The organism is Bacillus sp. FSL E2-8887 (genome assembly GCF_038007205.1).
Classification (GTDB): domain Bacteria; phylum Bacillota; class Bacilli; order Bacillales; family Bacillaceae_G; genus Bacillus_A; species Bacillus_A mycoides.
Map to the genome: position 1 here is coordinate 1,008,814 of NZ_JBBOWS010000001.1, position 26,358 is coordinate 1,035,171.

25 protein-coding genes and 1 tRNA gene are annotated in these 26,358 nt (G+C 35.7%); 17 read left to right on the forward strand and 9 right to left on the reverse strand.

From position 1 onward, the window contains the following. Positions 1 to 4: 4 nt before the first annotated feature. On the forward strand, positions 5 to 1,240 hold the full coding sequence (locus tag NSQ08_RS04965) for a TcaA 3rd/4th domain-containing protein (protein WP_340772218.1): 1,236 nt from the start codon (positions 5 to 7) through the stop codon (positions 1,238 to 1,240). Positions 1,241 to 1,283: 43 nt separating this feature from the next. Here NSQ08_RS04965 and NSQ08_RS04970 read toward each other — a convergent pair whose 3' ends face one another. Next, positions 1,284 to 1,706 carry a hypothetical protein gene (locus tag NSQ08_RS04970; RefSeq protein ID WP_340772220.1) on the reverse strand — a complete coding sequence of 141 codons (423 nt, stop codon included), beginning with the start codon at positions 1,704 to 1,706 and terminating at the stop codon, positions 1,284 to 1,286. 199 nt (positions 1,707 to 1,905) lie between these two features. Here NSQ08_RS04970 and NSQ08_RS04975 point away from each other — a divergent pair, with 199 nt between their 5' ends. The 3 genes from NSQ08_RS04975 (at position 1,906) to NSQ08_RS04985 (ending at position 4,480) form a co-directional block, all read left to right on the forward strand. Continuing rightward, a complete protein-coding gene (locus tag NSQ08_RS04975) occupies positions 1,906 to 3,240 on the forward strand; it encodes a CoA-disulfide reductase (protein WP_193652812.1) in 1,335 nt (444 codons plus the stop codon). Positions 3,241 to 3,341: 101 nt separating this feature from the next. Beyond that, complete coding sequence (locus NSQ08_RS04980) at positions 3,342 to 3,830, forward strand: GNAT family N-acetyltransferase (protein ID WP_340772223.1); 489 nt, start codon at positions 3,342 to 3,344, stop codon at positions 3,828 to 3,830. A 239-nt stretch (positions 3,831 to 4,069) separates the two neighbouring features. Further along, complete coding sequence (locus tag NSQ08_RS04985) at positions 4,070 to 4,480, forward strand: DUF3908 family protein (protein WP_340772225.1); 411 nt, start codon at positions 4,070 to 4,072, stop codon at positions 4,478 to 4,480. Between the two features lie 32 nt (positions 4,481 to 4,512). Here the strand turns inward: NSQ08_RS04985 and NSQ08_RS04990 are convergent, their stop codons facing one another. The 6 genes from NSQ08_RS04990 to odhA form a co-directional block, all read right to left on the reverse strand. After that, complete coding sequence (locus NSQ08_RS04990) at positions 4,513 to 5,103, reverse strand: class I SAM-dependent methyltransferase (RefSeq protein ID WP_340772227.1); 591 nt, start codon at positions 5,101 to 5,103, stop codon at positions 4,513 to 4,515. A 92-nt stretch (positions 5,104 to 5,195) separates the two neighbouring features. Continuing rightward, entirely contained in the window at positions 5,196 to 6,758 is a 1,563-nt protein-coding gene (locus NSQ08_RS04995; RefSeq protein WP_340772229.1) for a SagB family peptide dehydrogenase, read from the reverse strand. Positions 6,759 to 6,780: 22 nt separating this feature from the next. Beyond that, positions 6,781 to 8,730, reverse strand: coding sequence for a TOMM precursor leader peptide-binding protein (locus tag NSQ08_RS05000; RefSeq protein ID WP_340772231.1), 1,950 nt, complete (start codon positions 8,728 to 8,730; stop codon positions 6,781 to 6,783). Further along, positions 8,727 to 10,646, reverse strand: a complete 1,920-nt coding sequence (locus NSQ08_RS05005) for a putative thiazole-containing bacteriocin maturation protein (RefSeq protein WP_340772233.1) — start codon at positions 10,644 to 10,646, stop codon at positions 8,727 to 8,729. The genes NSQ08_RS05000 and NSQ08_RS05005 overlap by 4 nt, the downstream gene beginning before the upstream one ends. Before the next feature lie 125 nt (positions 10,647 to 10,771). Continuing rightward, positions 10,772 to 12,028 (reverse strand): 2-oxoglutarate dehydrogenase complex dihydrolipoyllysine-residue succinyltransferase, encoded by a 1,257-nt coding sequence (gene odhB, locus NSQ08_RS05010; protein WP_002168867.1) that lies wholly within the window; start codon positions 12,026 to 12,028, stop codon positions 10,772 to 10,774. 129 nt (positions 12,029 to 12,157) lie between these two features. Next, entirely contained in the window at positions 12,158 to 15,025 is a 2,868-nt protein-coding gene (odhA, locus tag NSQ08_RS05015; RefSeq protein WP_002011454.1) for a 2-oxoglutarate dehydrogenase E1 component, read from the reverse strand. 826 nt (positions 15,026 to 15,851) lie between these two features. Here odhA and NSQ08_RS05020 point away from each other — a divergent pair. The 7 genes from NSQ08_RS05020 to NSQ08_RS05050 all read left to right on the forward strand — a co-directional run bounded on the left by NSQ08_RS05020 (position 15,852) and on the right by NSQ08_RS05050 (position 19,727). Next, entirely contained in the window at positions 15,852 to 16,067 is a 216-nt protein-coding gene (locus NSQ08_RS05020) for a helix-turn-helix transcriptional regulator (RefSeq protein ID WP_002140896.1), read from the forward strand. Further along, positions 16,064 to 16,441, forward strand: coding sequence for a permease (locus NSQ08_RS05025; RefSeq protein ID WP_340772243.1), 378 nt, complete (start codon positions 16,064 to 16,066; stop codon positions 16,439 to 16,441). The genes NSQ08_RS05020 and NSQ08_RS05025 overlap by 4 nt, the downstream gene beginning before the upstream one ends. 28 nt (positions 16,442 to 16,469) lie before the next feature. Beyond that, a complete protein-coding gene (locus tag NSQ08_RS05030) occupies positions 16,470 to 16,652 on the forward strand; it encodes a DUF3976 domain-containing protein (RefSeq protein ID WP_340772245.1) in 183 nt (60 codons plus the stop codon). Positions 16,653 to 16,785: 133 nt separating this feature from the next. Beyond that, a complete protein-coding gene (locus NSQ08_RS05035; RefSeq protein WP_340772247.1) occupies positions 16,786 to 17,139 on the forward strand; it encodes a hypothetical protein in 354 nt (117 codons plus the stop codon). 263 nt (positions 17,140 to 17,402) lie between these two features. Next, complete coding sequence (locus tag NSQ08_RS05040) at positions 17,403 to 17,561, forward strand: SDR family oxidoreductase (RefSeq protein ID WP_340772249.1); 159 nt, start codon at positions 17,403 to 17,405, stop codon at positions 17,559 to 17,561. A 32-nt stretch (positions 17,562 to 17,593) separates the two neighbouring features. Beyond that, positions 17,594 to 18,493: an ABC transporter ATP-binding protein gene (locus NSQ08_RS05045; protein ID WP_078179203.1), complete on the forward strand. Its 900-nt coding sequence runs from the start codon at positions 17,594 to 17,596 to the stop codon at positions 18,491 to 18,493. Continuing rightward, positions 18,486 to 19,727, forward strand: coding sequence for an ABC transporter permease (locus NSQ08_RS05050; protein WP_340772252.1), 1,242 nt, complete (start codon positions 18,486 to 18,488; stop codon positions 19,725 to 19,727). The genes NSQ08_RS05045 and NSQ08_RS05050 overlap by 8 nt, the downstream gene beginning before the upstream one ends. A gap of 648 nt (positions 19,728 to 20,375) precedes the next feature. Here NSQ08_RS05050 and NSQ08_RS05055 read toward each other — a convergent pair. Both NSQ08_RS05055 and NSQ08_RS05060 read right to left on the reverse strand, forming a co-directional pair. Next, a tRNA-Val gene (locus NSQ08_RS05055) sits at positions 20,376 to 20,448 on the reverse strand. A 190-nt stretch (positions 20,449 to 20,638) separates the two neighbouring features. After that, positions 20,639 to 20,863, reverse strand: a complete 225-nt coding sequence (locus NSQ08_RS05060) for a hypothetical protein (protein ID WP_002188839.1) — start codon at positions 20,861 to 20,863, stop codon at positions 20,639 to 20,641. A 283-nt stretch (positions 20,864 to 21,146) separates the two neighbouring features. On the opposite strand from NSQ08_RS05060, the gene NSQ08_RS05065 reads away from it, so the two are divergent. From NSQ08_RS05065 to calY, 6 genes are all read left to right on the forward strand, one after another. Further along, positions 21,147 to 21,374, forward strand: a complete 228-nt coding sequence (locus tag NSQ08_RS05065; RefSeq protein ID WP_000251865.1) for a hypothetical protein — start codon at positions 21,147 to 21,149, stop codon at positions 21,372 to 21,374. Positions 21,375 to 21,528: 154 nt separating this feature from the next. Beyond that, positions 21,529 to 22,815, forward strand: a complete 1,287-nt coding sequence (locus NSQ08_RS05070) for a D-alanyl-D-alanine carboxypeptidase family protein (RefSeq protein WP_340772256.1) — start codon at positions 21,529 to 21,531, stop codon at positions 22,813 to 22,815. A gap of 197 nt (positions 22,816 to 23,012) precedes the next feature. Beyond that, positions 23,013 to 23,582, forward strand: coding sequence for a signal peptidase I SipW (gene sipW / locus NSQ08_RS05075; RefSeq protein WP_340772258.1), 570 nt, complete (start codon positions 23,013 to 23,015; stop codon positions 23,580 to 23,582). Positions 23,583 to 23,646: 64 nt separating this feature from the next. Beyond that, complete coding sequence (locus tag NSQ08_RS05080) at positions 23,647 to 24,234, forward strand: CalY family protein (protein WP_193652820.1); 588 nt, start codon at positions 23,647 to 23,649, stop codon at positions 24,232 to 24,234. Positions 24,235 to 24,395: 161 nt separating this feature from the next. Further along, positions 24,396 to 25,265 carry a DUF4047 domain-containing protein gene (locus tag NSQ08_RS05085; RefSeq protein WP_340772262.1) on the forward strand — a complete coding sequence of 290 codons (870 nt, stop codon included), beginning with the start codon at positions 24,396 to 24,398 and terminating at the stop codon, positions 25,263 to 25,265. A gap of 441 nt (positions 25,266 to 25,706) precedes the next feature. Continuing rightward, positions 25,707 to 26,300 (forward strand): biofilm matrix protein CalY, encoded by a 594-nt coding sequence (gene calY, locus NSQ08_RS05090; RefSeq protein WP_088038971.1) that lies wholly within the window; start codon positions 25,707 to 25,709, stop codon positions 26,298 to 26,300. The last annotated feature ends 58 nt before the right edge of the window (positions 26,301 to 26,358 follow it).

The following is a 26,358-nucleotide window of genomic DNA, read 5'->3' on the forward strand; positions in this document are numbered from 1 at the left end:
ATGGATGAATGTATGTACAAAGTGCGGGACTCATTTTGAAGACAGTGTGCAATTTTGTCAAAACTGCGGGACGAAGAGGCGGGATCCTGTAGTAAAGAAGCAGAAAATGAGCAAAGGGACAATAATTGGAATTACACTTTTAACATTTTTTATTATAGTATGGGGCGGATTATATGCGTATGGATCTTCATATTACTCACAATCATCGCAAGTAGAGAGAATTATTACTGTTTTACAAGAGAGGGACGGGGAGAAATTAGCTGAGATCGTCACGACAGATGATCCAGCCGTTATTGTAACGAGAGAGAGTTTAACGCCTCTATTTTCATATATAAAAGAAAATCCATCTTATGTGAATGAATTGAAAGAATATTTGAGGCAAGGTGAAAAACAAGGGGATGGAATAGAAAGAGCAGATTTTTCTTTAACGAAAGATGGGAAACATTTCTTTTTATTTGATCGGTATAAATTGAAAGCAAAGACGTATTATACGACTCTGCTTACAAATGAAAAAGGTACATCTTTAAAATTGAACGGAAAAGAAATTGATAAGACAAATGACAAAAAGTTTGAGAAGCAATATGGACCGTTTCTTCCTGGAACTCAAGTATTTCAATCTGAATATAAAAATGACTATGTAAAACTATCACGTGAGGAAAAGGTTGTACTTATGAAACAAAGTCAAAATAATGTAACGGTAGATTTAACGTTGCAAGGGCAATATATTACAGTTCAAACGAATGAATCTGGTGCGACATTATACGTGAATCAAAAGCCAGTTACAGCGTTGACCGGAGAAGAAATTATGTGGGGACCGATAGCGACTGATGGAAGTGCGGCGATTTATTTAGAACGAAATGGAGAAAACGGCAGGGAAACGACAAAGGTAGAAACGGTAACGGCACTGTCGGCTTATAATCTTCCATTCCAAAAGAAAAGTATAGAAAAAACAGTTGTTTACAATGTTACTCCGCCTACGACTGGGTATGTATATAATGGTTTCATCTTCCCTGATAGTGATATTCGAAAATTAACGAGTACGGACTTAACATATTTATCGAAAGAACAATTGAAAATAGCAAGAAACGAAATATACGCAAGACATGGACATATGTTTCAAACGAAAGATATGCAAGCGTATTTTTCAAAACAGTCTTGGTATAGAGAAAATCCGTATTTTACAGGAAAGCTAACAGATATTGAAACTTATAATGTTGAATTGATCAAATCAAGAGAATAAACACGTGAAAAAGGTACAGTGCATAGCTGTACCTTTTCTATGGTTATTTAGCTGGACCAGGATCCCTTGAGAAAAAGATATGAAAGAGGAATGTGACTTTGCTTGCTCCTCCTGATGTACTTGCTTGCACATCAGATAATGCACTAGATGTTAAAACACCTTCAGAATGAGGCGGTACGACTATTTTGAGAGTATCATCTTTTTCTGATGATGCAGTAACTGTTATTGTATCATCAGATAAGTTCAAAATTTTAACAGTACCGATTGGTAAGATGGACTTGCCAGCGTGTGATGCTGAAGCAAAGCGAGAGCCTTTCCAAATCGTTTGTGCGAAAGTCTCATCATTAGATAACCAAGCACGAGCGCTGTATAATGTTGCGTTAATAGAAAATTCTTGATCAAGTGGCATGGCGGCTTTCGGTTCTTGCGGTTCCTCTGGAGTTTGAGCGAGAAGGCCGGCGCACATGTATGTTTCACCTACTTTCAATAGTTACTGTTATAGCATATTAAACATCTTGTTTATAAGACACGACGGATACCTATTCATGCATAGGTTTGTGCACCAAATTTGTAGATAGAATTCTATTTCTTTACAATGGAAGTAGGTGTTATTTCTATAAAATATGGAAATCGTAAAGAGTATGTAAAAAAGAAGGAGTGGTAAAGTGAACTATGTCATTATTGGCGGAGATGCAGCAGGTATGAGTGCAGCAATGCAAATTGTTAGAAACGATGAAACTGCAAATGTTGTAACGTTAGAAAAAGGTGAAATCTATTCATACGCTCAGTGCGGATTACCGTATGTGATTAGTGGTGTTATTGCTTCTACTGAAAAGTTAATTGCACGCGATGTAAAGACGTTTCGTGATAAATATGGAATTGATGCGAAAGTACGTCATGAAGTAACGAAAGTAGATACGGAAAAGAAAATGGTGTACGCAGAGCATACGGAGACGAAAGATGTTTTTGAATTTCCGTATGACCGTTTATTAATTGCGACTGGAGTGCGTCCTGTTATGCCAGAATGGGAAGGGCGAGATTTGCAAGGCGTTCATCTTTTAAAAACAATTCCGGATGCTGAGCGCATATTAAAAACGCTAGAAACGAATAAAGTTGAGGATGTAACTATTATTGGCGGCGGTGCAATTGGACTAGAGATGGCAGAAACATTCGTCGAACTTGGTAAGAAAGTAAGAATGATTGAGCGAAATGATCATATCGGTACGATTTATGATGCAGATATGGCTGAATATATACATAAAGAAGCAGATAAACACAATATTGAAATTTTAACGAATGAAAATGTGAAAGCATTTAAAGGAAAAGAAAGAGTGGAACAAATTGAAACAGATAAAGGTACGTATAAAACAGATCTCGTTTTAGTATCTGTCGGTGTACAGCCAAATACTGATTTTCTTGAAGGGACAAATATACGTAAAACTCATAAAGGTGCAATTGAAGTAAATGCTTATATGCAAACGAATGTACAAGACGTATACGCTGCTGGTGATTGTGCAACGCATTACCATGTTATAAAGGAAACTCATGATCATATCCCGCTCGGAACGACTGCGAATAAACAAGGGCGACTTGCCGGACTCAATATGGTTGATAAACGAAGAGCATTTAAAGGTACGTTAGGTACGGGCATTATTAAATTTATGAATCTGACGCTCGCAAGAACAGGCTTAAATGAAAAAGAAGCGAAAGGGCTAAACATCCCGTATAAGACGGTCAAAGTAGATTCAACAAATATGGCAGGCTATTATCCGAGTGCTTCGCCACTTCACTTGAAATTACTATATCACGCCGATACGAAACAATTATTAGGCGGTCAAGTAATTGGAGAAGAGGGCGTAGATAAACGTATTGATGTTATCGCGATGGCACTTTTCAATAAAATGAGTATTCACGATTTAGAAGATGTCGACTTAAGTTACGCTCCACCATATAACAGCGTTTGGGATCCAATTCAACAAGCAGCAAGGAGAGCGGAATAGCACTTTTTTAAGTGCTATTTTTTTTGCAAAGGTAGGTAAACTTTTTTAGCGAATAATAAAGAGGGAGAAACAGTTACATATAGGGAAGGGGATTATTAAAAATGTTTGTAACACTTCAAACAGTTCAAGAATCAGAAAAAGAAATATTACGTAATTTGTACGCACTATATCTTCATGACCTCTCTACATTCACTCCTAATATAAAGATTGGAGCAAATGGATTTTTTGAATACGAAGATTTGCATATGTTTTGGGTAAATGATGGAATCACTCCGTATTTTATTAAAAGTGACAATGATATTGTAGGATTTTTATTACTACTGGAACGTCCATACTTGAAAAAAGAAAATGACTTTAGCATAAATGACATTTTTATATTGAATCAGTACAAGGGGAAAGGAATCGGTAAACAAGTTATTGAGAATGTACTAAAAGAGAAACGAGGACAATATTTCGTTATCGAACTTGTGAAAAATGTACCAGCTGTTTCTTTTTGGAAGAAAGTATATAGGGAGCTAAACATCGAATTTGATGAAAAAACACAGTTAATCGATGATGAAGAATGTCTCGTTCAAACGTTCAAAATATAATAAAATCGGTGCCCCTAGTAGATTACTTTGAAATTTAACTTTATCCCGCTATTTGCGGGCAGTAAGAGCCCGATTAGTGAGGGCTGATAATCAGTGGGGGATGAAGAAAACCTCCACTAATTAAAGTTTCACTTTATTGTGAATATACCGTTCGCCCTTGAAAACATAGTACGTATCGCTTATATTGTCATATAGTATTTATTTTTTAATAAAGCAATAAACGAACCAGGGGGCACAGTATGGCAATTAACATGAATACAATCGAAGAATGGATTGCTGAATCAAATGCAAGAAACGAAGAAGACTTAGGAAGCGTTGTTGAAGAGATGAAAGAAGTATGTGTCGGACTTGATAACGCGACATTAATTTATACGAAAAACGTATTTTGTTTCGGTAAGAAAGTAGAAGTATTCTTCTTCTTCCAAGATCACGTCGTTATCGGAGAAGAGAAGGAAGAGTATATTGAGATTGAAAAATTAAAGTATGATGACATTACAAATAGCAACTTAAAAACAAATGACAAAAATACAACGTTAGAACTAAAGTTTTCTAACGGGAAAGCTATTAATTTAGATAGTCTAAATGATAACTACGGTACGAAAAACTGGTTATTTGCAAGACAAATTAAGAGTATTTTTAAAGTAATCTAGTAAAAAAGGCAGACCTTGAAAGGTCTGCTTTTTTACTTATTTCCTATTAAACAAAGGCACCCTCTTTCTTCGTAACATTTCACGCTTGTAAATCCCGTCTCATAAAAAAGGTTTACTAATTCTTCGGTCGTCTTAAATTTATCCATATGATATTGGATTTTGAAAGTTTCAGCGACTAGTAAAAAGGATCCATTCGGTTTTAAGACGCGAAATACTTCTTTCATATCATTCTCAACATCAGGCCAAAAGTAGTGGGTTTGAAAAGCGGTAATGAGATCAAAGAAGTCCGGATGATATGGAATAGAGGAGACGCTTGCTTGATGAATAATTACTTTCGCTGCTTTGACATCCTTCATATTTGCTTTCTTTGAGTTTTCAACAGCTTGATTGGAGTAGTCGATCCCGTATATTTTCCCAAGCGGAGTTCGTTTTGAAAGAGTCTGTATGGTTTTACCACCCCCACAACCAATATCTAAAATAACTGCATTTTCACGTATATGTATTTTTTGTAAAGCCCAATTTGTTAGTCTCGTATGCGCAGCATTCATAATGCAAAGCATAGAGGAACCAATTGTCCCGTGAGGATTTTTCGCTTGCTCGATTAACCTTTGTAAAATACTCAATTCAAACTCTCCTTTTATATAAGAATATGTATTTATTTCGCTTTTAATAATTTAACTCCTTTAAAAAAAGCACGCCATTAATCGGCGTGCTTCTAATTATGCAAGGACCCTTTTAGCCAATTTCGCGCTCGATACGCCCCAACCGGAATTTGAATGAGTGAAGTTTCATTTCCGGCATCAATCCCGTACAATTGATCGCATGAATTTGTATCAAAACTTAGTAACGGATGCCCGCCCATCCCCATAGCGGTCGCAGCTAAAACGAGTTTATGAACGAGCATGCCAGCTTCCATTTGATGAATTCGATATCCTCTATAACCTAATTTATTTTTATAGTAATCTTTATTTCCGATTACATGTAGACAAAGTGGTACTTGAAAAAGGTTTACGTTATCCATCGTCATACTAGATTGCAGAGAATAACGAAGGTCTCCGTACCGAATTGGCTGTATGGAATGTGTCCTACTGTTATAAGCGTAAGCGCCGTTTTCTATGTCTTTTACGTTATAAAAACATCCATATAGTGAGACTCGTGCGTTTTCATTTAAATATTTGCCATCAAGGTCGTTGTAATAAGGGAAGGAGAGGCTCGCTTCTTGTAGTAAAGTAGCGAGCTCGGCTGCATCCCATTTCGTTAAAATGAAGTCAGAATCAGGTGAATATCGTTTTTTACAAAGTTGTAAAAAATCATATGATAAACGTTCCACTTTAGGTAGCTGCATAGCGTGTGCACTATATTGTTGTCGTTCTTCACGGGTAAATGTTTGGAAGTGTTCTGTTGATTCAATCATAGAAGCCGCGTTTATTTTTTTTATCATCGGATATTCATCTACATATTTTGAGCGAACGAAATGCTCATGTGTTAACGGCGGGATTTGCTGCAACAAGTCATGAGAAGTAACGGTTTTATTTTTACGATGATCATCATGAAACCAATCTGTATTCGGTTCTGTACTTAAAGGAATAACAGCATACACACTTTCTTCACCTTCTGACAGTCCAAGTAAATGATTCATTGCCCGATCTAGAAACTGAAAATATACACCATTTGTATAACCAAATTGTTTTGCGCATTCAAGTAATTGCCCGATGAGAACACCGCTATCTAATCCTTGAAGACGATACGAAAAGTTATTGTATTTAAAGAAGTTTTTCCAAAACATAGTGGATACAAATGCAGCACCAAAACAAGAATGTATGTTACAACGATTGCCGAGTGCTTCTGTAAGATAAGAATCAAAATTTCCTTCACGAAGTAAGATAAGACGGTGGTGCGCGGCGTCGTAATGGTAAATGCCGTCTGGATAATGATCAATTTTTAAATACATATATAATTCATTTGGATATAAAGCACCCCCAGAAGGGATGAATCTTCGAAATAGAGTCGTTGTTTTATTATTTTCTAGGTTAGTAGTAGGCTGACATAATTGTGTTAAACCAAATGAGTACCAAAGATAATGACCGATTTCCTCTAAGTTAGGTTTAGTAGAAGAATTCCGCAAAGTTAATGGGATTTCTAAAGAGAGAGGGATTACTGGTAAATTTCGATATAATTTATAAGAAAGTGGTGCGTCTTCCCAGTCAATCTCTTTATCGGACGACATAATTTCATTAATAGAAAAATGGAGATGATGTAAAAAAGTATCAGGTTGCATCAAATTTCCCCCTCACTATGAATTATGGAAACGGATGCGGATGTGGATTTAAACTTTCATTCGTTAAAGGCTCAGCCCAATATCCAAGTGTCATCGGTACGGTATACACTCTATCCAGTCCTGTAACCCGAGTGAGATGGTGACCGAACGTCATCGGTAACATGCCTGGAATAATTACTTTTACACAATGTAAGCCGTTCTTTTTTATAAGGGGGACCGTTTGATCTACAACAATTACTTCAAGTCCAGATTGATGTAACCTGTTTAAAAGTTGATGAAGATCAGATGTTAAATCCATATCAAATGATTGTAATGCATTCATTTCTTGGAACGTTTGCACTGGAGCATCATCACGTAAAAGGAAGTGAAGACGTTCTTCCGCTTCTTTCAATCCGTACAACATACTATGGTCTTCCATTTGCGAAACAAGATATGGATCTTGTAAACAGTTTTCATATTTCTCTCTTTTTTGTTCAAGCTCTTCATCTGTTATAAGTAACATGCCCGCTATTTCATGAATTGCATTTTTTACAGCTCGAATTGGTTCCATATGTGCGCCGCCAGCACAGACGAGATTCATACCATCTTGCCTTGTATTTTTCGCAATGACCCATATGCTCGGAATACCATGTTCCATCGTCGCGTTGAAAACGTATAATTCATATCCAGTAATTGTGCGTAAGCGTTCCAACATTAGTTGCAATTCAGTATCATTGGCTGAACTAAGATCGAGACGGGGAAGAGGTAATTCGGCATACCAAGTGAGCAAAAAGGCGTCACGCTCTACAATTTCTAAAATGCCGTGAAAAATTGCTTCTTCTAAACTACCACCAATTGCACATCCATTTGATGTTTCATACACGAAAGCATCTCTATGACCAAGGCTATAATAAGCGATTGATTCTGGAACTAGAAGTGGTCGGTTTTGTAATAAAGAATATCCCCATACCCAGTTTTGCTCATAATCAGGATCAAACGGCTTAAATGGAAAACTATCACGATTGTAATGTTCATTTGTATGCACACCAAGTGTGAGGGGGTTCAGTGCAATATCTTCTAGCTCACGAAAACTGCCATGTACATTTGTTTTTTTTCCACGAGGCGACATACCGCAATAGCGTTCTAATCCTTCTAAAATAGCAGTTGCTTCACTAAGTGCAAATGAATGAGTCCGGCCCGCGACACCTTCATTTCCAAACAGTAACGGCATGTTTATAATGACATCAGCAAACGGTAATAAAGAATGTTGCATTTGGCCGTTTAAAATACCAGTCCGGTAATCTAAATAGTCTCTCGTTAAAAATGTGTTTAGCTCATGAATGGAACGACAGCGATACGTTTCAGTACTCGTTTTCAAACTTGGTTGTAAAGAAATTTGCGCTGCATCTGCTGTATCGTCAGGCAAATTGCTGCATACCGGACAGAGAGGGTCTGGAAGAAACGAATTCCGGGTACATTGTAACGTTTGTAAGTCCAGTAAAATGAGTTCGCTTTCTAAAGAAGAATATCCATGAGCTAATATTTTCTCTGTTTCAGCATGAATGAGCTGGCACATTTGTAACATTCCATTTTGGGTGGCGCGTACATCACGCCTCGTCACGTTCTCTGCTTTTAATGCATATTTTCGTTGTAGTTCCCACATTTCTTTTTGATCAAAGCCAGCTATAAACCGGCGTCCATCAGCGCAGTGGGAACATCCAGTTGTAAGAGGCTTCACGTAAGGACCGATAATACCTTCACCAAACGAAGTAAACGCGCGAAGCCACGGAATATTATTTGAGCGAAAGATAAGCTCAGCATCACGATGTACGGAAGAAGGAGACCCGTCATGTAAAACGAGAGCAAGATGAATGTTTTCAGGGAGAGCTTCTGTAATTGTATGCTGGCGGATGAGTGAATATTGCTTACACAATTGTTCATGTACATAGTCTGTGAGTAGGCCATCTCCTATAAGTAGTATGTTTTGAGTCATTGGTCATCCTCCTTTGCAATTAATACCCCATATACACCGTCTAAGTTGTCTCTTAAAAATGACTCAATAGCTAAATCAAAAACGAATGGATACAAGTTGTTTTCCGTTAAATTTTGCAAAGCAACTTGTAAAGACTGTACGCCTGGAATTTCTTCCTCTTCTTGTATTGCTACTCTAACAGGATCCGTACTATATAAAACAATGGATGATTCCGGTAACATATTAGCTTTATAAGGAATCTCTTCATTTTGAATATGAAGGAGTGCTTGTTGCAGAGCATTTCTTAATGCGAGTGTTATATTAATATTTGCTGCACCATACCATCTATCATTAATACCGATCCAAACGACAGGAAAACCAAGTAACTCCTCACTCATTCCTACTTTAGGTATTTCATGAATTGTAGAGAGAGCATCGTAGTAAAACCTACAATGTTTATCATGAATTTCGGTTAAATCAAGCTCTGTAATCTCTTCTAGCATATGTGATTGGCGTTCATATAACTTATTATTTAAATGTTTTTGGAGTGCTCGGTATACACCTTCTGTCATCGTTTCCCCAGCACCAATACCGATATCAGTATGTTCGGGGATAAGACGATGAATCATTTCAGCTACATATGTTTCAACTCCTGTTAAACCAGCTTCGCGGCGTGCTTCATTATGAGTTAATCCACCGCAAGTTATAGTAGGAAGTGGAGAGGTAGGTCCGTCTGATAATGGATTTGCAACTTGAATATTGCACTGTGATAAAGGCAATTGGTGTAAATCTTGTTCATCCCACATGTGGAATATACCAGCTTCTTTAGAAGTTAACGTATCAAAAAAACGAAAAAGTTCAGTTGAAGTATATTGTCCGGAACGTTGGGCAAGGTTTTCTTGAAGATTTTGCACCGTATCAATTGTAAAGATTTCATCGGTTGCGAGAAGATGTTTTATGAAAGGGTGCCACTTTCCTTCAAGTGTTTCCAAGTTTAATAAAAAGAATTGAGGATTATGCTGCCTATGTGAACCTTCAGCCACATGTTTAAATAACTCAAAAACGATAACATTTGCTAACATTGCAGATGCAATTGGTGAGAAAAGTTCAGGTGGACTTTCACTTTGTAAAGTAGTTTCGTGTAGACGATGCCAAGCTGATTCCCAGCATTCTTCACGGTCTGCGGTTACGACGGGTCCAGCTAAACCAATTCTTGATAAGCAAATAGCTGGTATGAAATTTTTCTTAAACTCTCTACAAATAGTATGGATTGCTCTTAAACTTTCAATATCTCCATTTTGGGAAACGTATAAAATCCAGTCGAAAGGCTCGAATACTTCATGTAAAGGGCGATCAATTGTAATATCTATTTCTTGAATAAGTACATTGTCATCATTTGCATATGCACGTTCGCTTAGTTCGTGAATTCGATCGTAGTTTGTTTCAGCACGATCTGTAACAAGATAATGGAATGTAGGTAAACCAGATTCTAATAAAGAAGAAACTAGGGAAGTAAGCATATCGCCAGAACCAATTATAAGCACATTTGCTGCGCGGTACGTTTCGAATTTTAAAGCGCCTGAATGGGAATCAGCTTCTAAAAACTCAATTTGCGAAGCGTATCTGTCGAGTAATGCACTGTTTAATTCGTGGGGAGCATCTTGGCTTACATCACGAATGAAACCATTTTCATATAAAATCTCTCCAATTTCAAATACACGATTTTGATAGGGGAGAGGGAGACCATCGGTTATTTCTGTCAAAGAATGATTACCGTTAAACATAGGCATTAATTTCTCAATCCAGTCATAAATTCCATCACCATCCATACGGAATGAACTGGAGTTATTTCGAAAGTAAACACCCCCGTTTGAATCGGGGAGGAAGAAAGTATCCTTATTTGCTTTAAGTTTTGCATGAACTGGAAGGTTATTCATGTTTATCCCCCTTACGTTTTAGGCATACATTATTAGTCTATGTATTGTGATTTGTCCCGTATGAACATAATAAAAAAAGGCTGTAGAATGATTCATTCTACAGCCTTTAATAGATTAATAATCTATCAACCTTCTAATAATAATGATTTTGGATCTTCAAGCATATCTTTAACAGCAACAAGGAAGCTAACTGCTTCTTTACCATCAACAATACGGTGATCGTAAGATAGTGCAAGGTACATCATTGGACGGTTTTCCATACGCTCTGCATCAATTGCAACTGGACGTACTTGGATTTTATGCATCCCTAGAATACCTACTTGTGGACTATTTAGGATTGGTGTCGACATTAGAGAACCGAACACACCACCATTTGTAATTGTAAATGTACCACCTTGTAGCTCTTTTAATGAAAGTTTATTATCGCGTGCTTTCAGACCTAAATTACGAATCTCGCTTTCAATTTCAGCGAAGTTCAATTGGTTAGCATCGCGTACAACTGGAACAACTAATCCATCTGGAGCTGCTACTGCAATACCGATATCATAGAATTTTTTAATGATAAGCTCATCGCCTTGAATTTCAGCATTTAATAATGGGAACTGTTTTAATGCTGCAACAACTGCTTTTGTGAAGAATGACATAAAGCCAAGACGTACATCATGTTTTTTCTCGAAAGCATCTTTGCGTTCTTTACGTAATTCCATGATTGCACTCATATCAACTTCGTTAAATGTAGTTAACATTGCAGATGTTTGTTGAACTTCTACAAGACGTTTTGCAATTGTTTGACGGCGGCGGGACATTTTCACACGCTCAACTGGTTTTTCAAATTCAGTTTTTGCAACTGGAGCCGGACTTTGTTTTGGAGCAGCTGGTGCTTCTTTTGGCGCTGCAGCGTGAGCTTGTACATCATGTGGTCTCACACGTCCAAGTGGATCTGTGCTACGTACTTCGTTTAAATCGATTCCTAATTCACGAGCCATTTTGCGAGCAGCTGGTGATGCGATAGGACGATTTGTATTTGGTAAACCTTGCAACGCTTTATTTTGTTCAGCACTTGGAGCTGCTGCTTTTGGTGCTTCAGTAGTTTCTTGTTTTGGTTGCTCATTAGCCGGAGCAGGTGTGCTTACTTCAACCGCTGCGCCGTTTGCATCTAAAATTGCGATAGTAGCACCAACTTCAACTGTATCTCCAGGTTCGCCTAGTAACTTCGATACAATACCTGAATCCTCTGCAATGATTTCTACATTGACTTTGTCAGTCTCAAGCTCAACAACGCTGCCACCTTTCTCAACTTTGTCGCCTACGTTGATAAGCCATTGTGAAATAGTTCCTTCTGAAATAGATTCTGCAAGCTCAGGTACTTTAATTTCGATCATTTTAAATGTCCTCCCCTTATTTGCCTAACGGTGTGTTTTATCTTCTTTAATCTTCGGTAATCTCCATTTGTTAGCCTGGCTGTGGCAGACTATCTGCCACAGCCAAGCCTGAAAAACTCATTGTTACTTTCAGTTGCTGAAAACTTCAATTTCTTGTTTATCTTGACGGAAGTTGTACTTCACATCTAAAGCGTGTGCAACGATTAATTCTTGCTCAGCTTTGTGAGCGAATGGATCGCCACCAGATGGGCTAGAACGATCCGGGCGTCCAATGTAACCTGTTTTCACTTTATCCCCAGCTAGTTCGAACAGAATTGGAGCCATGTAATGCCATGCGCCCATATTACGAGGTTCTTCTTGAACCCAAATGATTTCTTCTAAGTTTTTAAAGCGTTTAATAATAGATTGAACTTTTTCAGCAGGGAATGGATACAACTGCTCGATACGAACCATATGAACTTCATCTAGGCTGTACTCATGCTTACCACTTTCGATTTCTGCTGCTAAGTCAATTGCCATTTTACCTGTACTTAAAACAAGACGTTTTACTTTGTTTGGTTTCGCACCAAGGTTTTCTTGTTCTAAAGCAGGTTGGAAACGTCCTTCGCTTAACTGACTAGCAGTTGAAAGCGTAAGTGGGTGACGTAATAAACTCTTTGGCGTCATAAGCACTAACGGTCGAACAGCTTCTGTTCCTAAGATAGATGCTTGACGACGTAAAATATGGAAGTATTGTGCCGCGCTCGTTAAGTTTGCAACTGTCCAGTTGTTCTCAGCAGCTAATTGTAAGAAACGCTCTGGACGTGCACTAGAGTGTTCTGGCCCTTGACCTTCATAACCGTGTGGTAATAGAAGAACTAAACCAGATTTTTGACCCCATTTTGCTCTTCCTGCTGAAACATATTGATCAAATAATGCTTGCGCAGTATTTGAGAAGTCACCGTATTGAGCTTCCCACATCACAAGAGTTTCTGGAGCAAATACGTTGTAACCATATTCGTAACCAACAACAGCAGCTTCTGATAACGGACTGTTATGAACAGAGAATGATGCGTTAATGTTCGGTAAACGGTGTAATGGTGAATATGTTTCGTTTGTATCAGTATCGTGTAATACGATATGACGGTGCGCGAATGTACCACGCTGTGAATCTTGACCAGTTAAACGAATTGGCGTACCTTCTTGCAAAATAGAAGCGAATGCTAACGATTCAGCAAGTGCCCATTCAATTTTACCGTTCTCTTCAAGAGCATCTTTACGGCGCTCAAGAATTTTCTTCACTTTTGGATATACGTTAAAGCCTTCAGGCCAAGATAATAGTCCTTCATTAATTGCACGAAGTGATTCAATTGAAACACCAGTGTCAATCGGCTGGATTCCTTTTGCAACAACCTCTGGAACTTTAACGTGAATTGTTGCAGCACTCGTATCAGCTGGTGGCACTTGTGCGTATTCAGCCTTTAATTCCTCTTGTATAAACTGAGTAATTGTTTCAACCTCATCTGCATTCAGAACGCCAGCAGATTGTAATTGATCTGCATAAATTGCTCTTACAGTTGGGTGATTTTTAATTTTTTTGTACACTTGTGGTTGCGTAACTGCTGGATCATCCATTTCGTTATGACCATATCGGCGGTAACCGATTAAATCGATTAAGAAGTCCTTTTTGAACAGCGTACGATATTGGATCGCAAGGTTTGCAGCAGCAAGACAAGCTTCCGGATCATCAGCATTCACGTGAACAATCGGAATATCGAAACCTTTTGCAAGGTCGCTTGAATATTTAGTAGAACGAGAATCATAGCTATCAGTCGTAAAGCCGACTGCATTATTTGCGATAACATGGATCGTTCCGCCAGTTTGGTATGCATTCAATCTACTTAAGTTGAGTGTCTCAGACACCACACCTTGACCAGGGAATGCAGCATCACCATGAACTAAAATTACGAATGATTTTGTAGTATCTTGTTCTGGAAGACCAGATTTTTTACGATTCTCTTGAGCTGCACGTGCGAAACCTTCAACAACAGGGTTAACGAACTCAAGATGACTCGGATTATTTGCTAATGTAACACGAGTGCTAACCTCTTCATTACCAACGACTTGTTCTCTACCTAAATGGTATTTCACGTCGCCAGTCCAGCCAGCATTTGCCACTGCACCTTCTATTTTTGCATGTTTGAATTCTGCAAACATGTGATTATATGGCTTTTCTAATACGTGAGCGAGTACGCTTAGACGACCACGGTGAGCCATACCAATCATGACATCTTCAACGCCGCCTTTAGCACCTTCTGAAACAATTTCATCTAGTACAGGTACAAGCATATCAACGCCCTCTATTGAGAAACGTTTTTGACCAACGAATGTTTTATGCAAGAATTGCTCGAAACCTTCAACAGCAGTTAAACGTTTTAAAAGAGCAGTTCGTTTTTTATTTGATAATGGTTGACGCAATGAATTTGATTCCACCATTTGATGCAACCACGCGCGTTCTTCACTATCTTGTATATGTGAGAATTCATAAGCTAAAGATTTTGTATAAACGTCTTTTAATCTATGAATTACATCAAGTGCAGTGTGAATGCCCTCTGGTGCATCTTGCCATACTGTTTTTGCTGGAATCGCTTTCAAGTCAGCATCGCTCAGTTCGTTCATTGTTTTCTCTATAAGAGATTGTCCGTTTGCAGCATCTTCCATCGGATTAATGTGAGCCAATGTATGCCCGAAAGAACGGATCTGTTCAACAAGTTGAACGACTTTAAGAATCTTTTCAATGTTCCCTGTGTTTTGAGGAGAAAAATGTGTTGCTGTGTTGTCCCCTGTTACGACATCATCTTGAAACGAAGGAGCTCCAAAAATTTCAAAAAGCTCTTGTAATTCCGGATCAACAGAACCTGCTCCAGTTACGTAAAGATCATACTGCTCAATAACATAACCAAGGTTCGGACCATGGAACTTGGCCCAAGGGTTTGTCGTTGTATTCTTCCTCGTCATTTGTTTAAACCTCCCAATGCATATAATCCTTTTTCCATACAAAAAGGTGCATTTTGCTCTTTTCAATAATTGATGAACCAATAATCAATGTAAATGTTTTTCTTTACTCTTATGTTATTACAATAATTTACATAATACCAAACACTATTACTTATCTGTTTTGTAAAAAAACATTCACAATAACTTATCACCCAAGTTAATCTTTCATGTTATAAAGTAATTTCACGGGAAAACGGGGTGGATATATTTGGTATACCTACATTAATAACTATAATTGTTGCATTTAAATATAAGTATAACTATCAGAATGTTTCGATAAAGTTTAGTTCGAATTATGTATATTGGAATAATAAGCGCTTTCATTGATATTATACAACAATATAACGGAATATAGTATAAAAAATAAAAAATTATGAATTTACCATAAACTTCATATCGATAGTGTTAAATATCGAAAGGAAAATGAAGGATTTCTACAAAAAAAGTGGCTAAACATAAAAAATGCTTCATAAATCGTTAGTTTCTATAAATATGGCGAAAAACAACGTAAAAACAATAGCGCATTTCACCCGATAAAGAGCAGAATGAAACATTTTAAAAGGATAAAACAAATATGGAGATATTAAATTTTCATAAAAACGGAGAGGAGATATAGTAACGGCTATATACATTGTTCCATGTTTCATTTCAAAATAGACGTGCTGAATTTGAAACAGTTTCTTCTATATAAATAGAATGAAAAATAGACGGAATGAATGTAAAGGAAACTTGACGTAAAGTTTCCTTTACATATATACTCGGTATAAGGAAGGAGGGAGAAATTTCCTTGGAAAATAAAATGGTTGAATACCGAAAAAAATTTGGACTATCTCAAGAAAAATTGGCTGAGAAACTTGGAGTTTCCAGACAAACCATCATTTCAATTGAAAAAGGAAAATACGATCCATCACTTCCATTAGCATTTGAAATTGCAAAAGCATTTCAGACAACGATAGAACATGTATTTATTTATGAAGGAAAAGAAGAGGGGGAGAAAGGATGAATTATTCACAAAAGTACTTTGTAATTATGGGGATTATCTTTTCAATTATGAGCGGAACTATGATATTAGCAGGTATAATGACGCATTCTGCACCGCCAATTCCAACCTATACAGTACTTGCAATGATGATCATGTGTTTTTGCCTAAGCTACTTGCACCCGCAATTTAAAGAAAAAGATGAGCGAATGAAACTCATTCGTTATAAAGGAATGTTCTTCAGCTTTTTTGCATTAACCGCATACTATCTTCTTTTCTCTATTGGCTTAAACTTAAAAGTAATTACGCTATCTGCTACTGAACTATTGAACATACTTATGGCACTTACGATGAGTACAGTTTTTATATCGTTTGTTGTTTTATCGAAAAGATATTAAGATGTAAAAGAGAAAGGAAGATTAACATATGCAAATGATGTACGCTTTTGGCATGGGGCTTGTTTTATTTTTAGCGGTATTCTTATTTATTCGTAAAGACGTTCAGGGCGGAACGTTAACGAAACGAGGATTTTATAAAATGATCGGCTGCTTAGTTGTTATGTTTATAGCGATTATCGTAATGCTCGTTTTAATAAATCAGTCACTATAGAATTTAAAAATGGAACCTTACTTTTGTAAGGTTTTTCTTTTTGAAAATAAAACAAAAATTACCATAAAATCCATTTACTATATATTTTGTGTATTATATAATCCAATAAAATGATAGGTAAGGAGAATAGTATATGAATAAAAAAGCTATCTTCTTTTTATTAACATGTTTACTACTTGTAGCTAGTATTACTTATATAATATGTAACAAACGAGAACAAGTGCCACCTATGTTAGTATGGGAGAACGAAGAATACTACGTTACGAATGAACCTGCCAAAGCAGAAGAAATCGGACAAAGACTTGGTGAAGTAACAAAGAAAATTGAAACGAGCAAACATCCTACTAAAGATAGTGAATCCAACATATTAGAAGAAAAAACAGAAGTATTTGAAATGATTTTAGAAGAAGAGGATGAAAGGCTGCCCATACTCGTAAAAGAGCCTCATAGTGAAGAATGTAGAGTAGTAAGGCCGATGTTAAAGTAAGTACTATAATAATGAAGAAACAAATTTTTAATAGAGAGTAGTGAGCGTTATGAGATGGAAAGCAGGAACTTTTGAAAAAATAGAAACGAATGATTTATCTATTGAGCAGCTTAAATGTGCCTATAAGTTGTTTTAAAGTACATAACGAAAATTTTTTCAAAGAAATACTTTATAAAAATATTAAAATATGCAAAATTGCATATTGGTTATTCTAAATCTTATGCTAACCTTATAATGAAAAATATAACATTTGTTGGTAATGAATGATTTTTGAAGGAAATAAGTTGTTGAAAAAAATACTATATAGGGAAATTGTTAGAAGTTCAGATGTTACAAACGTCATCTTATTTTCAATGTCTGATAAAAGTGATGCCATTAGAGGGCAAAATATTGTGGTTGACTATGGATATACAATTGTATAAATAAATCATCTTGGGAATTAAGGGTGTGGATAATGAGTTTACTAATTAAAGATTTAACAAAGAAATTTGACGAGCATGTTGCAGTGAATAATTTGAATATTGAGATACCGAAAGGTGAAATATTTGGATTCTTGGGCGGGAATGGAGCAGGTAAAACAACTACATTTCGAATGATACTTGGACTTTTATCGAAATCAAGCGGGACCATTTCATGGAATGGTAAACCTATAAATTATGGTGTTACGGATAAGATTGGGTATTTACCAGAAGAACGTGGTCTTTATGCGAAAATGACTGTCAAAGAACAAGTTAATTTTTTTGCAAAACTAAAGAACATGAAAAGTAAAGATGCAGAAAAAGAACTTCACTATTGGCTGGAGCGTTTTAATATAACTGAGCATCTGAACAAGAAGGTAGGAGAACTTTCTAAAGGGAATCAGCAAAAAATCCAGCTGATAACAGCGATTATACATAAGCCTGAACTCTTAATTTTAGATGAACCATTTAGTGGTTTAGACCCAGTAAATGTTGAAATGTTAAAAGACGCTGTTCTTGATATGCAAAAACAAGGGTCGTCGATTCTTTTTAGTTCACATCGTATGGAACATGTGGAAGAGTTATGCCAACACATTTGTATCATGCACAAAGGAGTACCTGTTGTTCAGGGTGACATTGCCAAAATTAAAAGTGATTTTGGTAAAAAGAACGTTGTAATCGTTGGCGATCATGACTTTGAACATTTGAAAGAAATAAAAGGTGTAGAAAGTATGAAGAAACGTAAAAATGCAGTTACCCTTAAAATTTCATATGAAGAAGTTTCGCATGTTTTATTTAAAGAGATAACGAAATTAGGTTATGTTAAAAAGTTTGCAGTAGAAGAGCCTACATTAAATGATATCTTTATTGCGAAAGTAGGTGCACAGCATGAATAGTTTCTGGACAATTTTTTTACAAAACTATAGATCTAAGGTGAAATCAAAATCATATTTTGCTATTACAATAATAATTTCTATGTTAATTATAGGATTGATGAATTTTGACAAGATTTATAACTATTTTGCAGGTAACGAGGACGATCAAGTTGTTGTTGTTACAGAAAAAGAAGAATTATATACAACTATTAATCAAGTGTTTAAAAATGTCGATAGTAAGATACATGTTAAGCGTAGTACGGATAAACCAAAAGCAGAATCAGGTGTTAAAAATGGTGATTATACATATGCAATCGTTGTAGAGGAATTGGATAATAAACAACTAAAGGCTACGTATATAACTGAGACAGATGTAAATCAGCAAGATGTTAGCAAGGTTCAAACTATTTTATCTCAAATACAATCTTCTAATTTCGCTCAGCAATTGAATCTATCGCAAGATGAATTAAAGGTGTTAACAACGCCAGTAGAAATACAAACCAAAACTGTTTCAGATAAGGTTAAAGATGGAGAACATACAGAGGGTGTAGGAATTTTAATTAATACCTTTATCATGCTAAATTATGTAATGATATTAATGTATGCTGCACAATTAGCTACAGATGTTGCAACAGAAAAATCTTCTCGTGTAATGGAGTTAGTTGTTTCAAGTATTTCGCCTACAAAACATTTATATGCGAAGCTCTTCTCAACATTGTTGGCAGGTATTACACAAATAATAATTTGGGGCTTGGTTGCAACTGTAGGGTATAAAACAGCAATTAATGAATCGAAAAATGATATTTTAAATAGTATTGATTTAAATTCTGTTGCTCCTACTCTAGTGTTTTATGGGATTCTATTCTTCACATTAGGATTCTTATTATATGGCTCATTATCTTGTCTACTCGGCTCTATTATTAGTCGTATAGAGGAATCTTCTCAAGCTGTTATGCCGCTGACATTTATGTTAATTGCTGCTTTGTATATCGCACTTTATGGAATGTCAAATCCAAGCAGCGCGGTTGTTACCATTACTAGCTATATACCTTTCTTTACTCCTATTGTTATGCTCGTACGAATTGGATTCCTCAATATCCCAGTATGGGAGATTGCGCTTGCATTAGCGATTCTATTAGCAACAATATGTATGATGATTGGTTTAACGAGTCGTGTTTACCGCGGTGGCGTATTATTATATGGTAAAGGTGCATTCAGTAATATAAAAAAGGCAATCAAGTTAGGGAAAAAATAAGATTGGCCTATTCATATTTAAAAAGACTACATAGTTAATCTATGTAGTTCTTTGTTGTTACGAAATATATATAAATAAATATAAAAATTATTGTATTAGGCTATTTTTCAAAGAAAACTTTAAAAAGCTCCCAAGAAGAGAGTGAAGAATTGAGTTCTGGTGAACAACGCAGAGCTATGAGTGATATAATTTATGTCTTTCTCAAAAATTGAGGAAAAGAAGTAGGGGAAATGGTATAAATATAATATTAGCGATTGATGAACTGGAAGTTTCACAGAATCTTACGCAATGTTTCAATCGAAATAAATATAAGTTGAAAGAAGTGGATATATTTATTGCTTTTTGAAGACATGTTGAATATTACAAGTTTAGAATCGCACTTTGCTATATCACGGTGAACGATATTACAAATAGCAGTAAATCAAATAAAATAAAGCTAGCTAAGATTGAACTTTTTTGTCTAAAATATTGACTCAAATCTAATAAGAGATTTAAAATCATAAGTTTATTTTCATATGAAAAATTAATCGTTAACCAAAAGAGAGCTATCGACCAAATCTTGACCAGTAGATAAAAAATTTATTCTTAAAAAAGTATATTGATTTGCTACATAAAGAAAGCCCCGTGACTATCAAGGGGTTTCTCATATGATCCCGACTGGCCTCGAACCAGCGACCTCCACCCTGTCAAGGTGGCGCTCTCCCTGCTGAGCTACGGGATCTTAAAAAATGCTTATGTAATAGCATCTTTAATCATTATGCTAAAGCAATTATATATAATTAACTGAAATTTTACAATATTTTCATGGTAATCTTTTAAAGGTAAAGTATTTGGAATCACGCTAGTAGCGTATTAAGGAATATATAAGAAGAGCATTTAATTGAAAGTGGATTTTGAATAAACCGGGTATATTATGATTTCCGATACCAATCCAAAGGACCTTCATCACTTAAATCAACAAGAAAAGGGAATAAGAAATGTAAAGGTAAGCTTATAAGTTCTGGCATAGCGTTCAATGTTTTCTTTGATAGATATTGTCTTCCGAAACAATACGGACAATCTTTTTCAAATGTCACGAGTATCGACCATACATCTTTTACTTTCCACTTCGTTTTACAATATGTACAACGCGCCATGGAGTTCCTCCTCATTTTAAGGTGTTTTCTAATATATTCTATTTGATCGTACTAAAGTCAAGTGTAGTTAGTGTGATAGAATATAAGTTGGTTTGTTTTTTTATATGGATGTATTCCGTAATTTATGACTAAATGAATGTAGTGTGAGGGTTATATAATAAGAGATTTTCATTTTTAATATGCAAATTGGCCAATATATCCTTTTTACAATTTTCAAGAAATCATGTATAAAAGAAGTACAAGATATTTATAAATATTCAGAAGTAGAGGGAGAATTATTGTAATGGTAAGAAAAACGTTCAAGATGCGCGTATCTAGAAATAGGACGATTTCGATTAATGGCTCAATTCTTGATGTGGATGTTACACATGATGAGTTTTTACAAGAGTTTGTTGAGTGGGTCGATTCTAAAGGTTGGTCGTTTATGGGGATGACAGATGAGATTACACCTGAGGAAGCTAGTCAAAATTTAATAGACTCATTGATTGATGAGAAGGATAAGAAAGAGTAATTCCTTCTTATTTTTTGTTGTATATTTATGTTCCTAATCGTAAAAGTGTGATATAGTAAAAAAAGTGAATATTCTTCCAAATTAATACAAATTACATATAGGTTGGTAGAGGTATTTTATAGAATGTGAAAGTAAAGGGAAAAGGGAGAGTCATATGGTAAATTTTAAGAAAATTTCGGTTTTTGTTATGGTTATTTGTTTATTTTTTTTGACACCTATGACGTTATATGCTGAGACGAATATTGGAGTAAATCCGGAGCAAGTGGCACCTCCACCTGCGGAAGGGCCGAATGTTTTTAGTCAGTTTGCGACTACTATTGATGCGAAAACAGGAGATATGTTGTACGACAAAAATGCACATCATCGTGCGTTCCCTGCTAGTATGACGAAAGTGTTAACGGCGATTTTACTGATGGAGCATACGAAGCCAGAGGATCAATTTACGTTTTCACAATTAGCATTAGATCAAGAGAAGAGTAATTATCAAATTGAGTTTCACCCTGGTGAGACTATTAATAGAAATACTGCACTTATGATTTTAATGGTGCTGAGTGCGAATGATGTGTCGTATGCGATTGCGGAGCGTATTGGAGGAAGTGTTGAAAACTTCGCCAATATGATGAATGAAAGGGCGAAGCAATTAGGGGCTAAAGATAGTCATTTTGTAACGCCAAATGGATTGCATGATCCAAATCATTATACGACGCCATATGATATGGCGATGATTACGAGAGGTGTGCAAAAGTATCCTGAAATTTTACAAGCGATGAATACGAAAAGAACGACGGTTACGACATCTACGCAAACAGTTTCTATTTTTAATAAGTCTACTTATTTTGAAAATCCATATAGCATTGGTGGTAAGACAGGATTTACGAATGAAGCGCGCAATACGCTCGTTTTATTAAATGAGAAGGATGGAAATCGTATTATAAATGTAGTAATGGCTTCTCAAAGACCTGAAATTTATGAAGATTTGAAGCAGATGGCGGAATATTCTTTTGGGCAATTTACGAAGCAAACTGTACTAGATAAACATAGTTGGCACCAAAAGGCAAAGTATTTAAATAAAGATGTTGATTCTGAGCTGGAAAAAAGTGCAGAGCTTATGCTAAAGAAAGATGAAGGGAAAAATATAAAAACGGCTTTTCGGGTTAATACAGTGGATAAAGAATCTTTGTATCAAAAAGGAATTCATCGCGGTGAAGTAGTTGGTGCGGTAGATATTATAAAGAATAATCAAACGATTGAGACTATAAATGTTCTTTCAAAAGAAGATGTTACTTTTGCGATGCCTAAAAAAGATACAGTTGCACCTGAAGTAAAGGAATCGAATGTGAAAGTGATAAGTGTTGGAATAGGAGCGATTTTATTATTTGGAGCGATTTTATATGTAGTGCTGCGCCGAAATAACCAAGGGATGAAATCAGAAGAAAAATAAATTGATAGTAGACCGTGATGAGATTTTGTCACGGTCTTTTTTGTATGCATTTCAAAAAAGATTTAACTAATAATTGTAAATTTTCTTATTGCATTTCCAAATCGTTCGTTATATTATTTACTTGTGTTCTTGTTGGAGAACGTAAATGGATATTGTATACTTCAAATAACATAAAACAACGGAGAGGGAGAGAGACGATGAAATTAATTTGGAAGGTGATTAGCAACGTTATCTCATTTGTTTTATTTGCGGTAATGGTTTGTTTAGCTTTTGTAGTTATTTCTTCAAAAGCGAGTGGCGGGGATCCAACAGTGATGGGATATCAATTTAAGAGCGTTCTTTCAGGATCGATGGAACCAACATTTTTAACAGGATCAATCATTGCGATAGAGCCAACGAAAGATGGTTCTAAATATAAAAAAGGTGATGTTATTACGTTTAAAGAGAAAGATGACAAAATTATCACTCACCGTATTATCGGTGTGAAAGATACAAATGGAAAAGTAATGTATGAAACAAAAGGGGATAACAACAACGGACCAGATTTAGCACCAGTACTTGCAGAGAATTTAATTGGAAAGTATGCAGATATTACAGTTCCATACGTTGGTTATGGACTGAATTATGCGAGTTCAAAAGCGGGAGCAGCATTACTTCTCATTATTCCTGGAGTCTTTTTACTTGGCTATTCCGCAATTTCTATTTTTGGCGCTATTCGTAGCATTGACGGAGAAAAGAAAGATAAAAAAGTAGAACAATCCGTCTAGTTCGTTTGGTTATACTTTCCGTTTAGGAAGTTAACAAATATATATATATTAAGGGGATATGGACATGACTTTAAAGAAAAAATTAGGAATGGGTATCGCATCAGCAGTATTAGGAGCAGCATTAGTTGGTGGAGGAACATTTGCATACTTTAGCGATAAAGAAGTGTCAAATAATACATTTGCGGCTGGTACACTTGATTTATCATTAAATCCATCAACAGTTGTTAATGTATCGAATTTAAAACCTGGTGATACAATTGAAAAAGAATTTAAACTAGAAAATAAAGGCTCTTTAGATATTAAAAAGGTTCTATTAAAAACAGACTATAATGTAGAAGATACGAAGAAAGATAATAAAGATGATTTTGGTAAACATATTAAAGTAACATTCTTAAAAAATGTAGATAAGCATGAGACGATTGTGAAAGAAACTACATTAGATAAATTGAAGGGTGATACACTTACAGCAGTAAATAATGATTTAGCTGCTTGGTTCTGGGATGAAAAAGGTATTTCTGCAGGTAAATCTGATAAATTTAAAGTGAAATTTGAATTCGTTGATAATAAAAAAGATCAAAATGAATTCCAAGGCGATAAGTTACAATTAACTTGGACGTTTGATGCACAGCAAGGCGATGGTGAAACGAAATAATAATGACAACAAAAAGAGACTATCAAAAGTGGTAGTCTCTTTTTGTGTTAAAAGAGAAATGTAAAAAGAAACATAATTTTTATATCATTTTGTAATTCGCTTTATTATAATAAGATTATAGTTCTTGATAAAGAACAAGATGTTCGATAGGAGAGATTAAAATGCTGAAGACACCTCGCAAATTCAAAAAGATGCTTATATTGCCATGTTTGTGCTCTATTACTTTTTATTTAGGCTCTCAAATGATGACTTATACAGAGGCAACTTTCATTCATGAGACGAAAGTGCAGGCTACTATTTCGACAGCAAGTATTTTTCCAAAAACAGTTGATCAGTTGACAGAACAAGCTAAGCAACATAAGGAAGTTATTTTGCATGAGTCTGAAGAGATGAAATCGAAAGTAACTTTCACTTCCACTCAAGAGTTAGAACAGGTGCTTGTTACGTGGAAGCAAGGGCGTGAGAAAATAGCTGCTGAGAGAGAGTTGTTACAAAAAGTATATGAATCAATAGAAAATCCCTATAACAAAGTGAAAGAAGAGTTAACTGGAGATAAAAGTGAATCTAATAAGCAAGTATTCTCGTATGTGAATGCTGGTTTTCATATAGTTAAAGAATACTGCGAGTATGTTGATAAAGAGGTTAATTTACAGGGGATTGATAAACAAATTCAAGCTTTTGAAAAATTATTAGTAGATGAAACAGCAAAGCAAGTGAGTGAGGATGAGAAGCAAAAGAAATTAGAAGAGAGTAAGAAGCAAGAAGAAGCGAAAAAACTAGAAGAGAGCAAGAAACAAGAAGAGGCGAAAAAGCTAGAAGAGAGTAAGAAGCAAGAAGAAGCGAAAAAGTTAGAAGAGAGTAAGAAGCAAGAAGAAGCGAAAAAGCTAGAAGAGAGTAAGAAGCAAGAAGAAGCGAAAAAGCTAGAAGAGAGCAAGAAACAAGAAGAGGCGAAAAAGCTAGAAGAGAGTAAGAAGCAGGAAGAGGCGAAAAAACTAGAAGAGAGTAAGAAGCAAGAAGAAAAGAAGGAATAGTAAGTAAAATACAGCAGCATTTCGGAAGGAATAAATACAATGATAAGACAAATAGGTGAGAGAGCCCTACGACTCACCTATTTGCTTTGTTTTTCTTATTTCACTATTCGTGGGTATAAGGTCTTCACCTAAAAATTTAACGAATGCGAGGAAGTTAGTTGGCAGCACCGCTTGGTGAAGGTTAATGATCAGTGGGGATGGACAGAAAAACACTGATTAAGGTTTCACTTTATTTCTCAATACTTTTCTGAAAAAAAGGAAAAAATGTTGAGAAATAAAAATAATCAAAATATATATTGTATTTATATAGTCTTGTTCGTTATAATGAACTTAAGGTTTTAAAAAAAGAACAAATATTAGCTAAGCTAATATAGTTTTAGTTACACCTCTTATTTTGAAATAAGAGATAAAAATACAAAAAACAGCTAGGGGGAATTGATTGTGAGTCTGAAAAAGAAATTAGGTATGGGAGTTGCATCAGCAGCATTGGGGTTATCTTTAATTGGTGGAGGAACATTCGCTTACTTTAGCGATAAAGAAGTATCAAACAATACATTTGCAGCTGGGACGTTAGATCTTACATTAAACCCTAAAACGCTTGTAGATATTAAAGATTTAAAACCAGGGGATTCTGTTAAGAAAGAGTTCTTATTAAAGAACGACGGTACTTTAGCAATTAAAGATGTTAAATTAGCGACAAAGTATACTGTGAAAGATGCAAAGGGCGATAATGCTGGTGAAGATTTTGGTAAGCACATTAAAGTGAAATTCCTTTGGAACTGGGATAAACAAAGTGAGCCTGTATATGAAACAACTTTAGCAGATTTACAAAATGTGGATCCAGATGTTTTAGCTAAAGACATCTTTGCTCCTGAGTGGGGAGAAAAAGGTGGCTTAGAAGCTGGTACAGAGGACTATCTATGGGTACAATTTGTATTCGAAGAGAATGGTCAAGATCAAAACAAATTCCAAGGCGATTCATTGAACTTAGAATGGACATTCAATGCTAACCAAACAGATGGAGAAGAAAAATAATAAATAAAAAAAGCGGGGGATTCCCCGCTTTTTTTTATAAAGAAAAAAAGAAGTGCCC

Bases quoted from the DNA above. Each gene is read 5' to 3' on its own strand.
- NSQ08_RS04965 (WP_340772218.1), top strand. From the start codon at position 5: ATGAATGTATGTACAAAGTGCGGGACTCATTTTGAAGACAGTGTGCAA.
- NSQ08_RS04970 (WP_340772220.1), bottom strand. From the start codon at position 1,706: ATGTGCGCCGGCCTTCTCGCTCAAACTCCAGAGGAACCGCAAGAACCG.
- NSQ08_RS04980 (WP_340772223.1), top strand. From the start codon at position 3,342: ATGTTTGTAACACTTCAAACAGTTCAAGAATCAGAAAAAGAAATATTA.
- NSQ08_RS04985 (WP_340772225.1), top strand. From the start codon at position 4,070: ATGGCAATTAACATGAATACAATCGAAGAATGGATTGCTGAATCAAAT.
- NSQ08_RS04995 (WP_340772229.1), bottom strand. From the start codon at position 6,758: ATGCAACCTGATACTTTTTTACATCATCTCCATTTTTCTATTAATGAA.
- NSQ08_RS05000 (WP_340772231.1), bottom strand. From the start codon at position 8,730: ATGACTCAAAACATACTACTTATAGGAGATGGCCTACTCACAGACTAT.
- NSQ08_RS05005 (WP_340772233.1), bottom strand. From the start codon at position 10,646: ATGAATAACCTTCCAGTTCATGCAAAACTTAAAGCAAATAAGGATACT.
- odhB (WP_002168867.1), bottom strand. From the start codon at position 12,028: ATGATCGAAATTAAAGTACCTGAGCTTGCAGAATCTATTTCAGAAGGA.
- odhA (WP_002011454.1), bottom strand. From the start codon at position 15,025: ATGACGAGGAAGAATACAACGACAAACCCTTGGGCCAAGTTCCATGGT.
- NSQ08_RS05025 (WP_340772243.1), top strand. From the start codon at position 16,064: ATGAATTATTCACAAAAGTACTTTGTAATTATGGGGATTATCTTTTCA.
- NSQ08_RS05030 (WP_340772245.1), top strand. From the start codon at position 16,470: ATGCAAATGATGTACGCTTTTGGCATGGGGCTTGTTTTATTTTTAGCG.
- NSQ08_RS05035 (WP_340772247.1), top strand. From the start codon at position 16,786: ATGAATAAAAAAGCTATCTTCTTTTTATTAACATGTTTACTACTTGTA.
- NSQ08_RS05040 (WP_340772249.1), top strand. From the start codon at position 17,403: ATGATTTTTGAAGGAAATAAGTTGTTGAAAAAAATACTATATAGGGAA.
- NSQ08_RS05045 (WP_078179203.1), top strand. From the start codon at position 17,594: ATGAGTTTACTAATTAAAGATTTAACAAAGAAATTTGACGAGCATGTT.
- NSQ08_RS05050 (WP_340772252.1), top strand. From the start codon at position 18,486: ATGAATAGTTTCTGGACAATTTTTTTACAAAACTATAGATCTAAGGTG.
- NSQ08_RS05060 (WP_002188839.1), bottom strand. From the start codon at position 20,863: ATGGCGCGTTGTACATATTGTAAAACGAAGTGGAAAGTAAAAGATGTA.
- NSQ08_RS05065 (WP_000251865.1), top strand. From the start codon at position 21,147: ATGGTAAGAAAAACGTTCAAGATGCGCGTATCTAGAAATAGGACGATT.
- NSQ08_RS05070 (WP_340772256.1), top strand. From the start codon at position 21,529: ATGGTAAATTTTAAGAAAATTTCGGTTTTTGTTATGGTTATTTGTTTA.
- sipW (WP_340772258.1), top strand. From the start codon at position 23,013: ATGAAATTAATTTGGAAGGTGATTAGCAACGTTATCTCATTTGTTTTA.
- NSQ08_RS05080 (WP_193652820.1), top strand. From the start codon at position 23,647: ATGACTTTAAAGAAAAAATTAGGAATGGGTATCGCATCAGCAGTATTA.
- NSQ08_RS05085 (WP_340772262.1), top strand. From the start codon at position 24,396: ATGCTGAAGACACCTCGCAAATTCAAAAAGATGCTTATATTGCCATGT.